Below are 13844 nucleotides of genomic sequence, written 5' to 3' on the forward strand. Positions count from 1 at the left end.
TCATTTCGCGGCCCTTTTGATTTCGTTCTTTATCGCCAGGGCCACCTGCGGAGTAAGGACAGGATAAAAGGACTCAAGGTGCCTTCTAGAGCCCGCAAGTTTCTGTACTACCTCCTTTGGATGCAAGCCTTCCGCAAGGTATCCTTGGAAGAACTTGCGAACGAGCAGGCAGGCAGACTCGGCGCTTGAACTCCGCTTCAGCGCCCAGGAGAGAAATTGCGCAATATCCCAAGCCTGATCCTTGGAATCCCTCGAGAACTGCTCAAGCTCCGTGAAATAGAGGCTGCCGTCGGACAACAGGATATTCTTGGGCTTTAGGTTGCCAAAACTTGCTCCGTGCGAGTGAACCCTTGAAATTTGCTCGCCGGCGATCTCGATAAAAAAATTGTCTCGGGACTGCTCCCCCGACTTCAAGAATTCGGTTATGATTTGTGCCATAGAAACTCCCTCGATATACTGCGTGACGACGAGTTTTCTGTCCAGTACTATCGCTTCTATCTTGGGAGCCCTAAGGCCGACATGTTTCAGGAACCTCAGCCCCTTGTACTGCGTCCCGAGCAGCACAAGGGGTTCGACACTGTACCTCTTTACCGGGGCAGTCCACACATTTAGCGCCGACCACTTTAGGCTCTTTGAAACGGCAAGCGACTTTACAACCAGCTTCCTTACGATATTGGGGCTATCGCTGCTTCCCGCGCTTGTGAGCTCCAAAAGCCTGGTCTGGCTGCTGCTATTTCCAAGCCTCGTCCGTTTTGAAACCACCAGACCCGCCCCAATCCCTGCCTTCAGGCAGTACTCGTCTATCCAGCCGCGGCTGCTCTCCGCGATGAGTTGGCCTTCTGGCAGCGTGCAAAACTGCCCGACGGGATCTGATATTGAGAGCGGCGGCTCAATCCTTGAAGTGCGCCTCCTCAGCTTCGATTCAGCCTCGCCGACCGACCTGTGCATCACCTTGAGGCCTGCGTATGTGTGCACAAGATATGAGCCAAACTGCTTCAGCCGGCTTGAGAGTTTCAATTGTACAGTCCCTCCTTCGACCTTTATACTCCGCTCTGATATGCCGATACGGTCCTTGCCTCGGCTCTCAAAGAGCGCAGGGTCCTCGCCCCTGATTTCTTCAAGCGAGCGCTCGTAACCCAAAAGCGTCGCGCCGAGATTTCGGTGGCTATTTGTTCCTGAATAGGTCTTGTAGTAGCTGTACGCAGCGCTTGGATAATGGGCCGACCTTCTCTTTATCTTTGAAAAGTGAATATACTCCAGCGGAAAGGCGAGTTCAGTGCACAAGGTTCCTGAAATAGCCGCGAGCTCTTTTGTTTCTTCGAGGATAACCCTCTTTTTGTAGGCCCTTTCCAGCTCTGTCAGGTACCTGGAGCCCTGCAACGGCTCGTAAACGTGAAGCAGCCTGCCGATTACAAACTCTCCTAGCATGCCTTTTGTCGCGTCGGCTTCAATGGCGCGTTTATCAATAACAAGCGCGGAGACGTCTCCCCTTGACCTGTCGCGGATGTAGGTGTAGCTTACGCCAAAGGCAAAGCGTTCGAGTACCAGCAGAAGGTCGATGTCGCTGTCCGGCCTGGAATAGCCCGCAACCCTCGAACCATAAAGACAGGCCGCAACTACAGACCTTCCCCGCGCAAGCCTCGCTATGCATTCGTGAACAAACTCTAGTTCCGTGGGCGAGATACTAGGCATAACCGGATCTTCTTTTCCGAAGCCTGATGCTCTCAAACTCGGCGAGCTTGTCCTTGACTGCCTGCTCCACCTGCAGCCTGGCCATCGCCTCTATCGGGATCTTGATGGTGTTGGCGTCAATTGGGACATGTACAGTCGGGAGCCCCTTGTTCATCCACTGCTCGATCACCTTGTCTTCAAGCTTGTAGTCCCTGAAGCCGTCGGGAAACCGCGCTGTTATGTGCTTTATCAGCCCGGGATCGGATTTGAAAACTGCCCGCTCATCAAGCAGCTTACCCGAGTCAGCATATCTCCCTTCAAATAACGTCCCTGAAATCTCGTCAGAGATTACATTCATTTTTACGATTCTCCCCACAAGCTCCAGATAGTGCATGAACTCGTGGGCAAGTATGGCATGTATCGTGCCCTTGAGTCCAAATGCAACAAGGGGCGCGGTAACCTGGATGACGACGCGCAGTATGCCTCCCTCCTGAGCATTGACCACGGGGACAGTACGTGCGAAAAAAATTCCCATGTGTGAGAATTCTGCCGCTGAAGTCGAGACTACAAGGCTTGGCTCGACATAGTAGTAGGGATAGTCAAGCCCGGATGCCTTTTCCACCCGGGAGATTCCTTCTCTTACCAGGTCAATTCTGTCTATAATTTTGGAATAAATAGAATCTGGCAGCTTGCCTGCATCGTGCAAAGAATGTACCTTGTAAAGTGGATCAAAGCTCAAGCAAATGACAGCTTGTCGGCGTCAGACAAAAATGTTACTGCGAGAATGTCAAAATTTACACAGTGGCATTTTGCCCCAATTATCTCCGAGACGCTGGGCTTTGAATACTGCTCGCCTCCGACGAATTGTTTGATCGAAAGGCCACCGTCGGCGTCAATTACGAGCATGAATTCGCTATTATCCTTGCTTTGGGCCTTCGTAGCCCTGGCCGCATATACCTTTTTTGTAACCATCCTGCCCTTGTTCTCAAGGGAAACCTCCTTGCCTGCCAGCGATTGTTGAAGCCTGATAAGGTCTTGCCGCAGTACGGGCCGCTCCGCACGGATTATTATCCTTGTCCTGACCGCGAACCGGATTTGCGCCTCTATCTGCTCTTCTGAATCGTCCACAAGGGACAGCTTGGCATAGATCCCGGCACCCCTGACGTGCAGCTGCCGGAGCAGTGCTCTCTTTTTTGGATCAAAGACGCGAACATAGAACGGCCTGCCTCTTCCAAGAACCAGGCTGTCCCGATCCTCGCTGCCAATCCAAGAGTACCTTGGAACCTGACCTCCGGTCCTTGACACCAGGGCACGTGAAACGACTGACTCGACAGAGTCGTCGCCTTTCTCGAGGCCTGTAAGCTCGCAGGTTTCGCAACCCCTTCCCTCGCAATGCCTGCAGCGCTGATGCTTCTGTGCAAACCCGCGGACCTTCTTTGTATAATTGCCCAGAAACATCAGCGGCCTGCTGCGCATCGCAATCGAGACTGAATTCTCCTTGTCCACGGTAATGCTTATTGTAAGGTCTGGCCTCTGGTAGTCTACGATTCTGCCGGTCGACCGGGCCAGACGCATACCAAGCTCCCTTGTGAACTGCCCCTTTACGTTTTCAATTCCCCTTATCTTGAGCAGGGCTCTCAATGCGTCCTCGCGCTCGTATATCTGGGTGGGCAACACGGCTCCTATCAAGAATGTCTTGAAGTCATAGCGCCCTGAGGCGGCAATTATTTTAGCGGTTATTGAATCAAGTTGGGGCATGAGGCCGCGGCAGATGTCGCATCGCGCCTCCGCGGTTGGAGGCCTTCGTTGCCTTGGGCGGACTGGCCCTGGATTTCTCTTCAGGCACAGGCGGCAGAGGGAATAGTCGTCCCGCAGCCGAGTCGCAGGATGCGGGGTCTGTCGTCTGGTCTCCAGCAGGCCCTCATTGCGTTTACCATTATCCAAGACCAAATCTCCTAAAGAAGCCCTGCATGTTTCTGCCCTTCGACTGCTTCATTATCGCTTTAGAGTTGTTGTAGTGCTTGAGCATCTCTTTCACCTCGCCCTCAGACATACCTGCGCCCCTGGCAATGCGTTTCTTCCGGGAGTCGTTTATCAGGTCGGGATTTCTCTTTTCCTCCTTTGTCATCGACTGGATTATGAAGCGCCAGCTTTCCATCCTGTCCTGCATCTCATCGAGCTTTTCGTCGTTTACCATCCCCGAAAAACCCGGCATGTTCTCAATGACGTTTCTAAAACCAATCTTGCTAACCTGTTCCATCTGCATGTAAAAGTCCTCGATTGTCATCTTGCCACTCATTACCCTCTTTGCCTGATTCTCATCGGCCTGTACCTCAAGTCCCTTTGCCATCTCAAGGAGCGCTTTGATGTCTCCCATACCCAAAAGCCTCCCTACAAAGCGAGTAGGCGAGAACTGCTCGAGGTCGTCGATGCGCTCACCTGTTCCTATAAACATGACCTTTGCGCCAGTAGCAGTCGAAGCCGCCAAGGCTCCGCCACCCTTTGCAGTGCCGTCAAGTTTTGTCAGCACAATGCCGCCGACCGGCGCGGCTTTGTGAAACGCCTCAGCCTGGGCCCGCGCTTGCTGGCCAAGAGTCCCGTCTATTACTAGGAGCACCAGGTCAGGAGTCGAGACCTTGTACATGTCGTTCATTTCTTGGAGGAGGCCTGCCTCTTCCTTGTGCCTCCCAGCCGTATCAATTATTATGATGTCGAGGTTCTGGGGCCTGAAATAATCAAGCCCTTTTCTTACAATTTCGACGGCGTCCTTGTTTGATTCCTCGCCGAATACCTCGACGTTTATTTTGCTGCAGTTCATCTTCAACTGAGTCAGCGCCCCCGGTCGCCAGGTGTCCGCTCCAACCACACCGACCCTGTAGCCGTGCCTTGTAAGCCATCTGGCCAGCTTTGCGGTCACCGTGGTCTTGCCACTGCCCTGGATGCCAAGCATCAGGACGATGTTCTGCTTGCCCGGCTTGAAGAAGGTGGTAATGCCCGTCTCGTCCTCCTCTCCTGCACCTCCGCGCGCGGACTTGTCGATGGTCTTGATGGTATCGCCGGCATATCCTAGCATCTTTGCAAGCTCTCCGTAAAGGATGGTTACTATGTGGTCCTTTCTGGAAAGCCCCTTTGGCGGCTGCTCCTTGAGTGACCTTTCCTTGAGCGTCGTCGTAATTGAGAGTACAAGTTTTACGTTCACGTCGGACTGCAACAGAGCGCGCTGCACGTCTTTGCATAAGGCATCAATAAGCTCCTCGTTTATGTCAGACGCGCGGACGATTTTTTTCAGCGCACTCCTAAGGCCATCACGAAGGTTGTCAAACATGCTTGGATTCCTGCTTGTTTTTGCTTAATAGCGCGGCTTCCAGTATTTCAAACATTCCCCGCTGGCCGTCCCAGTGGGAACGGGAGCTAATAACTGCAAGCCTCTTCTCAAAAAGGGGGCAATCAAGAACCAGTGTCTCCGCCTCTCCTCCCTCAAAGGCCAGGTTGAATCCATACTTTGCGCTGAATCCTGCCAGTCTGTCAAGCGACGCTGCGTCAACCACTACTCCCAGCCAGCTCTTGTCTAGTCCCATGGCAGAGACAGATACTATCATTACCTCAAAATGCCTCTCAAGAAGCTCCCGCATGTATGGCAGCGGTTCTGCCTGCCATAATGGAGAGACGAGCTGCAGGCCAGTGCTATCGCACACGGACTGGAAGGCGACTCTCTGGTAATTGCTCGCGATGCCACCGCTTACAAGACCTTCAATCCTGAACTCGGAAACGGCTTTTCTTACGGCTATTTCAAGACCCTGTTTCTCGATCTCACCCGTTGCAGCAGGTTGCATTGCAGAGCCGGCTTCAAATTCTATAATCGGCAGTTGCATTGCTTTAGCCTGGTACCGCGTTATCCCGGCGTTTGGGTAGTGAAACAGCATGCTCTCATCCGAGGGTGGCCTCGCTCCTATCAGGCAAACTACAGAGTGACCTGACTCTATCGCCTTGAGAATAGCAAATGTGCTGTCTTTGCCGCCCGAAAAAAGTGCCGCCAGCCGCATCTGCCTCATGCCCTGTCGTACGGCATTGAAATTGACAACAAGACGCAGGTTGCCAAGTGGCAAATTTTCGCCGAATTGTTTTTATCTCCAGGAGTAGGAGTGAAATGCGGTACTAGCACTGCTAGTAGTGGTCATAGCTATTCATTTGAGTGTTCTTCTTGAGGTCAACAATCTCTCCAAGCACTATCCCAAGAAGGCAGGCTTGCTAAGCGCGCTTGGAAGGTCAAGGCCGGAGTGGCACAAGGCAGTCGACAATGTTTCCTTTAGCGTTGACAGAGGAAAGGTGCTCGTCATAGCGGGCGAGTCAGGCTCTGGCAAGACTACTATTGCAAAAATGGTGACCGGCGCGACCGCGCCGACTTCCGGCACCGTCACTTTTGACGGCGTTGATGTGTGGAAGCTCAGGGGCCACGAGCTGAAACAATTCCGTTCCAAGGTTCACATGGTCTATCAGGACCCATACTCCTCGCTTGATCCTAGGATGAAAGTGATGGACATCGTGATGGAGCCTCTGAACATCCATGAGGGAAGGAAGTCGACAAGGGGCCAGAAAGAAGAGAAGGTTCTGAACTCGCTGGTCGAAGTCCGCCTTGCGCCCGAGATAGCCCAGCTCCTTCCGCAAGACCTTTCGGGTGGCCAGAGGCAGCGCGTGGCAATTGCAAGAGCCATAGTGCTGCGCCCGCAACTGATAGTTGCCGACGAGCCCGTGTCGATGCTCGATGTGTCTGTGAGGGCGGAAATCCTAAACCTGATGATGAATCTGAAGGACCAGCTCCAGTCCGCATTTATCTACATCACCCACGACCTGTCGACAGCCAGGTACGTGGGCGACAGCATAATCGTCATGAAGAATGGGACGGTGCGGGAGAAGGGCAGCATCGATCAGGTTCTACTGCAGCCTTCAGATTCGTACACAAAAGCGCTTATCAGTGCTATCCCTGACATAAGCTCGGCGTATCAGGACGTCGGAAACTAGGAAAGAAAAGTGTTCTATAACCACAATGGTTTTATGAATCCGGTTAAGCCTACTAGTACAATAGATGCAGAAAGCAATTCTGCTCGGTTCGCTGGCGACACTTTCTCTGCTCGTTTGCGCTTTTGTCTCGTCAGTTGCGTCAAGCAATTCCGCCTTCGGCCAGGCCGCCAAGGGTCCCGTTTCAGACTCGGTAAAGTTTACACAGTATTCTGACGAGAATATCGCGCTCAAGGCAGTAAAGTCCGGCGACATTGATGCTTACCTTTACAGGATTCCAATCGAGCTGGTATCGGACGCGCAGAAAGATCGCGGCCTCGCAGTCTATGACCGAGACGCGGGCTCTTTCGGCCTTCTAATGAACCCTGCCCCGTCGAACGATTCCAGCGTGCTTAATCCCTTTCAGTTCAGGCAGGTGAGGTTTGCCATGAATTACGTGGTAGACAGGCAGTTTACCGTAAGCGACATTCTGAAGGGCTCCGGAACGCCAATGTCTGATCCCTTCGGCATATCGTCACCAGAGTACACCACCATAGCTGACATTGTCGAATCCTTTGCATTCCGCCACGACCTTTCGTTTGCAAACCAGACCATAAGTGCAACCCTGAAGAGCGCCGGTGCCACTATGCAGTCAGGCAAATGGCAATTCAAGGACAAGCCGATTACGATCAACTTCTTCATCAGAAGCGACGACCCAAAGAGGAATGCAATCGGCGAAGCTATTGCGTCCGACCTTGAAAAACTGGGCTTTACGCTAGACAGGATATACGGCGACCTTGCCCGCGCACAGCTTGACGTCTACGGTTCCGATCCGCAGGAACTCAAATGGCAGCTCTATACTGAAGGCTATGCGGGAACCGCCACGTTCGTAGCATACAACCCGACCGTTACTGCTCAGATGTACGCTCCCTGGTACGGAAACATGCCCGGCCGTGGATCGTCGGCGACATGGCAGTACGCAAACAAAACACTAGACGCCATAACGCAAAAGATCCTGAACCTGAACTTTACCTCAAAGGAGGAGAGAACCCAGCTTGTAAGAAGCGCGGTGCAGCAGGGGATGCAAGAGTCTGTCAGGATTTTTATCGCGCAGACAAAGGAGCCTTATGTGGCATCATCCTCGGTCAAGGGGCTTGTTAACGACTTTGGCGCGGGCATTTCAAGCAGGTTTTCCATAATTGACGCCAAGGCAGACGGCAAGTCCGACCTCAATATTGGAGTAAGAAACCTTGCACAGGGTGCATGGAATAACATCGGAGGGCTAAAAGACACCTTTACAATAACACTGTCCTCGCCCGTTGAAGACCCGGCGGTCATGTACCATCCTTATCTCGGCACTGCAATTCCAGTCAGAACCAACTGGACGGACATTACAACACATGGGCCGACCGGCTCGCTCAACGTTTCAGCGGACGCCATCAAGTGGGATCCTTTTGCCGGGAAATGGCAGCAGGTGGGAAGCGGCACAACCGCAGAGAGCAGCGTCACCTACAAGATTCTCTATGGAAACTGGCATAACGGCATAGCGATGGACAAGAACGACCTGCTGTATTCCTATTATTTTGGCTTCCAGTGGGGGACGAATACAACCTCGAACGGCAAGCCATACCTGACGTATGACCCCGAGTACACCCCCTCGGCTGCGCCCAGCCTTCCCACCCTGAAAGGGATAAAATTCACCTCCGACGATACGGTCGTCTCTTATGTAGACGCATGGCATTTCGACAGCAGGGAAATAGCCAGCCTTGCATCCATATGGGCGGTTGAGCCATGGGAAATTACCGCCGCGGAGGAGAGGCTCGTCACTGCATCCAAGCTGTCGTTCTCAAGCAGTGGCGCCGTACAAAAAGGCGTCGACTGGCTGTCGCTTGTCAACCCTGTCCATGCACAAATGATAAGCGACGAGCTGCAAAAGATGAAGGACGAACGCTATATCCCGACCGCGCTGCAGGGGCTCGTGACAAGCGATGAGGCAAACAAGAGGTATGACGCAAGCATCAAATGGATATCCGAACACCACCACGCTGTAATTAGCAACGGTCCATTCTATCTCGATACGTTCAACGCAGCGGGCCAGACGGCGACCTTGAAGGCATTCCGGGACGACTCGTACCCGTTCCCGCCGGATTACTGGTCAGCAAAGTTCGGCGTTCCGCAGGTAGCTTCTGTTAAGAGTATCGATACAACAGGCCCTGCGACAATCGGCAAGCCCAAGGCAGTGAAGATCGTGGTGAACGTCGCAGATCAGCCAAGCAGCGACGCACAGGTCCTCTACTTTTTGTCCGGCGACAAAGGGGTTTCGGCATCCGGCAACGCAACTGCGTCGGCGAATAATCCAGGCGTTTTCGTGGCGACCATGAATTCGAGCGTCACCGGGCAACTTGCGCCGGGCGCATACCAGTTCAAGGTATTTGCGATTGGCAACCAGGCATACAAGCCAGCATTCGCGTCCGTCCCGCTGCTGCTCATGACAGCTACCGCGAGCGGTTCTGGCCCAGGCGGCCAAGGCAACGGCACTGGCTCCGGAACGACAGCGGGCAGCAATACCAAATCTGGCTGCCTTATCGCAACCGCAGCGTTTGGCTCAGAGCTAACACCACAGGTCCAGTACCTGCGTAATTTCAGGCAGAACTATATCCTGCAGACGGTCTCCGGATCCGCCTTTATGGACACCTTTAACAACATCTACTATTCATTCAGCCCACAGGTTGCCGATTATGAAAGGGGCCAGCCCTGGCTTCAGGAAACGGTCAAGGCGTCAATATACCCGCTTTTTGGGATTCTCATGGCCTCGGAAAGAGCACATAACTCAGTCAGTGGTGGAGAAGCCGGCGCCGTACTTGCCGGGGTCACTGCAAGCTCCCTCATCGGAGCAGTCTACCTTGCTCCGCCGATAGCTGCATACTCGATTTTCAGGCGGAAATCCGTCCGGACTCGCTGGCTAAAGTTACTGGCCGGGCTTGCTGCGTCTGCACTTGTGGCAACTGTAGCTGGAATCATGGCGCACAACTCAGAATGGCTGTCGATTAGCACGGCAGCTTTTGTGGCTCTTACTGCCGCAACAAGCGCCATGGCTTTTGGTGTGTTTGCAATACCGAAAGTCGCCTCGGCAATAAGACTGCGGGTGCACGCGAGCAGACAAAAGCGAGCGCAAGAATTTTAATATAAATCCAAGGCCATAGACCCGGCTGCTTTGTTTTGAAGGGTCTTCAGGCCTTTATCCTCAAGCGGGCGGTATACCTTGTATTCGTGCTTTTCGCTACCGTGGTCGTCACGGTGGGCCTCTTGGGGCCTACATTCGACAAGGTGCTGGCCGGCGTTATCCGAGACCACTGCACAGAAGACGTCAACATGAATCCAAAACTATCAAAGCTGCCTCCAATTGAACGCAATAAACTAATCGCAGACTGTGATCGTACTCAGACTGTTTCACAGGGAATCGACCAGCCATGGTACTCGCCAAACCGGCTCTACAACACGGTCGAGAAAGTCATGTTTTTGGACCTGGGAAGGACGGCAAACACCTACCAGGGGGGCGCTGGAACGCATGACATCCATGACCTCATAATGGAACGTCTGCCAAGAACAGTACTTCTCTTTGGCAGCGCCACGGTAATCGTATCTGTCATTGGAATCTATCTTGGCACGCACGTGGCTGGCAGGGAAGGCTCGATAAGCGACAAGGCAGTCTCCGCGGTGACAGTCGCGAGCAGCAGCTTCCCGACCTGGTGGGTAGGGATGCTCATGATCCTGGCTTTTGCCTTTGCGCTCAGGGTATTCCCGGCGCAGTCGCTGATACAGACGTCTCCCACTGATCCGATGTACGTGCCCGACCTGCTTTACCACATGGCCCTGCCGCTCATTACGCTTGTGATAATCGGGTTTGGTGCCTGGGCGTATTCAGTGCGCTATTTTGTCCTCCTTGTGCTTGGCGAAGACTTTATCCGAGCCAAGCGGACCGCAGGCGTGCCGGAGCGCAGAGTGCTCTATTCCCATGCACTGAGAAATGCGGCGCCTCCAATTCTCACTTCCGTGGCACTGAGTCTTGCCGCATCGTTTGGAGGAGCAATCCTGGTCGAGACCGTGTTTAACTGGCCCGGCATGGGGATGCTCTACTACGAGGCAATCGGATACTTTGACATTCCGGTAATAGTCGGGCTGACATACGTGTCTACGGTCATTTTTGTGATAACCGTATTTGCAATAGACCTAGCATACGGCATCTTTGACCCCCGGCTCCGGCTCGCACAGGAGGGGCAGGCATAGTGTCGGAAAAACCGTCAGACAGGATACTTTCAAAAAGCGAGATTGTGTCTCGGCTCCTTCGTTCGAGGGCCGGCTTGGCGGGCGTCATCCTACTGCTGCTCCTTACTTTGATTTCTGTATATGCCGCAATCGCCGTGCCCCGCGAATCGTACGACCAGTGGAACAATCCAACCTTCTGGCAGGATTATCCCAAGACCGTGCCGCCTGCATGGACGGACCTGCCATTCCTTGGTAGTAGCGCCGCCAAGACTATAGTGCTCACGCGGTCCGACGCAACCGTAACCGAATCCCAAATGCAGGGTGGCAGGGCAGTCAGTTATTCTTGGAATGCGGGCTACTCATATGACTCATTTCCAAGCCGCTTCAGCCTTACCGCCAAGGCGGAATACTCAAAGCTCCCGCTAATCCAGCTGGACGTCACGAGACCCGACGGGCAGACATTTACACTTTACTATTCCGCGCTGCCATCAGTGCAGGGGACAGGCATGACCGTAACGGACGTGCGAATAGTCTCAACCGACAGCTCGATTTCGTCAAATCTGCAAAACTACGTTGGACAGTTTAGCTGCGACATAGACGTTGCCAAACCGCAGGTGATGATCTTTTCAGACGCCCACGACTGCAAAGTTCTCAAGGGCAATTATGTCTTCAAAGTCACAGCTTACTTTTTCTCGCCTTCCGACTCTATACGGGAAGTCGCGTTAATTTTTCCCGGCCAGGTCTTTGGCCTTATGGGTACCGATGACACAGGCAGAGACCTCTCTATCGGCATACTCTGGGGTGCGCCAGTGGCTCTGTTTATCGGGCTCTCGGTTGCGTTTGCCTCAACCTTCATTGGACTGTACTATGGCGTAATTTCCGGCTTTAAGGGTAGGTATGCGGACGAGGGCATGATGCGTATGAACGATATCTTTTACTCCCTTCCAGCGCTTCCGCTCCTGATTATCCTTTCAGTCACAGTCGGAAGAAGCATCTTTCTATTTGTCGGGTTTTTCATACTGTTTGGCTGGGTTCCAATTGCGAAAATAGCCCGCAGCCTGGCACTTCAGATAACCAAGCTCCAGTACGTCGAGGCAGCAAAACTGATGGGTGAAACTGACCTGAGAATAATTAGAAGGCATGTAATACCGCAATTGATTCCGATTGCTTTTGCGACCATCGCTGTCGCCGTTCCAAGCGCGATACTCGCAGAGGCTGCCCTCAGCTTTTTGGGCCTTGGCGATCCGTCAATCCCCACTTGGGGCCGCATACTGCACGATGCAAACTCTGCGGCGGCAGTCCAGCGCGGGATCTGGTGGTGGGCCCTCATCCCAGGCTTTATGATTGCGCTAACAGGTACTGCCTTTGTGCTAATTGGAAATACTCTGAACTCGATCGTGAACCCGCGCTCGAGGCGGCAGACAAAGGTCGTATGAATTTTCGGATGCCTCAGTTCTCATAATCTTCATCACACTTGAGTTGATGATATCAGCCGGCTCTTCCTACACTTCATCAGCATCCGGCGCGACAAATATTGTGGCGCTTGTATAACCTTTAGCCCTTGACCCGGACTATCTTTATCCTGTCAAGGACCTTCCAGTACTCGACTTCTCGGCCGTTGACATCCCCTTGAAGTTTCTCCTTTATCTCATCGTCAACCGCGGTGGTTTCAAACGTGTCAAACGTTTCGAGGTCCTGAATCATAAGCACTTCGCCCTGCTTTGAAATAATCTGCCCATTGCGCTTGTCGATCAGGGGGACATCGACCTTGGTGGAGACAGGACCGACAAACGGGTGGGGCCTTCCATCGAAAACACCTACTGCAGTAATTCGTGCCTTGGCTGACCCGTGTTTTCCCGGCTTGCTGTGATCGTACGACACTATCCTGCACGGCTCGCCATCCACAATTATGTAGGAACCGATTTTGAGAGCGCCCAAGTCCATCGGCTTGCTCATAAGTTCAAAGGGCTAAAGAATAAGGAGTACTAATAACCATTTCGCCGTCTCGGCGTGGATTGTTTTCCGCAGGTTCCTAATGGTAATTGCAATAGCCGGGTCAGAATTTTTTTTCTTGAAACTCAGCAATAGGCTTCCGGAAAGGAAGCCAGCTGACTTCAACTCTAACTCTTCATCATTCCCTTCGACTTGTGTAATTCTCCAAGTATAAAGGCTCAGACGCTGATTCGGCAGCATGTCTACATAATTGACCGGTCCGGCAGGCTGGAGTTACTTGAGTTTCTCCAGGATTGAAAAGCTCACGAGGTTTGTGAGAGCGATTCCCTTCCTTGCAACCTCGCGCCGGGTGCGCTCACAGTACTTCTGGTCGGTTTGGTGGCTGCTGGCCCCCTCAACCTCTAGCATGACCAGGTTGCGTGAATAGGGGAACGTGAACCTCGGTTTTTCGGCCGAAACCAGCTGCATCTGGGCAAGGCTTGCCCTCTTGACCCTGTCCCTCCTAGCGATAATGTTCGCGAGCTCGCTTACTTCCGAGTCCGCACCCGTGTACTTTGTAAAGTAGAGAGAAACATAGTTCAAGTGTATGCCGCTACGCTCGAATAACGGAGTGTCCAAGCTGAACATGAATGAAAGCCTATCCATTTCATTTGTTGCAATGTCGTCTAGTACCCCTGACATGTCCCTGAAGGAAGCAACGATGTAATTGTTCGCCCTGTTCGGAAAGTAGGGCGTGCTCTCATCCGCAAAGGTGGCCGCAGCAAAGTATGCATCTACTATATTGTCGCTCTTTTTCCAGCCTTCGACAAGGGCGCCGGATTGCTTTCCATGAGGCGTACAGGCATAGCCCTGAATATCCGCCTGCTGTCCCGCATCCACTACAGACAATGCATAATGGTGGGTAAATATATACTGTTTGCCCGCAACGTTATCTAAAAATCAACAATAAACTTTATTTT

The 13844-nt window shown here is 52.9% G+C and carries 11 protein-coding genes; 4 read left to right on the forward strand and 7 right to left on the reverse strand.

Going from position 1 to position 13844, the window contains the following annotated elements:
* The 5 genes from ABI361_07325 to ABI361_07345 are packed head-to-tail and all read right to left on the reverse strand — an operon-like array spanning position 1 to position 5777.
* Positions 1 to 1692 (reverse strand): nucleotidyltransferase domain-containing protein, encoded by a 1692-nt coding sequence (locus ABI361_07325; protein ID MEO9320468.1) that lies wholly within the window; start codon positions 1690 to 1692, stop codon positions 1 to 3.
* Complete coding sequence (locus tag ABI361_07330; GenBank protein ID MEO9320469.1) at positions 1685 to 2410, reverse strand: hypothetical protein; 726 nt, start codon at positions 2408 to 2410, stop codon at positions 1685 to 1687. The genes ABI361_07325 and ABI361_07330 overlap by 8 nt, the downstream gene beginning before the upstream one ends.
* Complete coding sequence (locus ABI361_07335) at positions 2407 to 3615, reverse strand: hypothetical protein (protein ID MEO9320470.1); 1209 nt, start codon at positions 3613 to 3615, stop codon at positions 2407 to 2409. The genes ABI361_07330 and ABI361_07335 overlap by 4 nt, the downstream gene beginning before the upstream one ends.
* Complete coding sequence (locus ABI361_07340) at positions 3608 to 4996, reverse strand: signal recognition particle receptor subunit alpha (GenBank protein ID MEO9320471.1); 1389 nt, start codon at positions 4994 to 4996, stop codon at positions 3608 to 3610. Before ABI361_07340 ends, ABI361_07335 begins: the two co-directional genes overlap by 8 nt.
* Positions 4989 to 5777 (reverse strand): diphthine--ammonia ligase, encoded by a 789-nt coding sequence (locus tag ABI361_07345; GenBank protein ID MEO9320472.1) that lies wholly within the window; start codon positions 5775 to 5777, stop codon positions 4989 to 4991. The genes ABI361_07340 and ABI361_07345 overlap by 8 nt, the downstream gene beginning before the upstream one ends.
* Positions 5778 to 5859: 82 nt before the next feature.
* Between ABI361_07345 and ABI361_07350 the strand changes: the two genes are divergently transcribed.
* From ABI361_07350 to ABI361_07365, 4 genes are all read left to right on the forward strand, one after another.
* Entirely contained in the window at positions 5860 to 6690 is an 831-nt protein-coding gene (locus ABI361_07350) for an ABC transporter ATP-binding protein (protein ID MEO9320473.1), read from the forward strand.
* A 64-nt stretch (positions 6691 to 6754) separates the two neighbouring features.
* Entirely contained in the window at positions 6755 to 9850 is a 3096-nt protein-coding gene (locus tag ABI361_07355; protein ID MEO9320474.1) for an ABC transporter substrate-binding protein, read from the forward strand.
* 35 nt (positions 9851 to 9885) lie between these two features.
* A complete protein-coding gene (locus ABI361_07360; GenBank protein MEO9320475.1) occupies positions 9886 to 10953 on the forward strand; it encodes an ABC transporter permease in 1068 nt (355 codons plus the stop codon).
* Complete coding sequence (locus tag ABI361_07365) at positions 10953 to 12368, forward strand: ABC transporter permease (GenBank protein MEO9320476.1); 1416 nt, start codon at positions 10953 to 10955, stop codon at positions 12366 to 12368. Before ABI361_07360 ends, ABI361_07365 begins: the two co-directional genes overlap by 1 nt.
* A gap of 118 nt (positions 12369 to 12486) precedes the next feature.
* On the opposite strand, the gene ABI361_07370 is transcribed toward ABI361_07365, so the two are convergent.
* Entirely contained in the window at positions 12487 to 12888 is a 402-nt protein-coding gene (locus ABI361_07370) for a translation initiation factor IF-5A (GenBank protein MEO9320477.1), read from the reverse strand.
* A gap of 270 nt (positions 12889 to 13158) precedes the next feature.
* Positions 13159 to 13764 carry a hypothetical protein gene (locus ABI361_07375; GenBank protein MEO9320478.1) on the reverse strand — a complete coding sequence of 202 codons (606 nt, stop codon included), beginning with the start codon at positions 13762 to 13764 and terminating at the stop codon, positions 13159 to 13161.
* Positions 13765 to 13844: the final 80 nt, after the last annotated feature.

This window comes from Nitrososphaera sp. (assembly GCA_039938515.1).
Lineage (GTDB): Archaea > Thermoproteota > Nitrososphaeria > Nitrososphaerales > Nitrososphaeraceae > Nitrososphaera.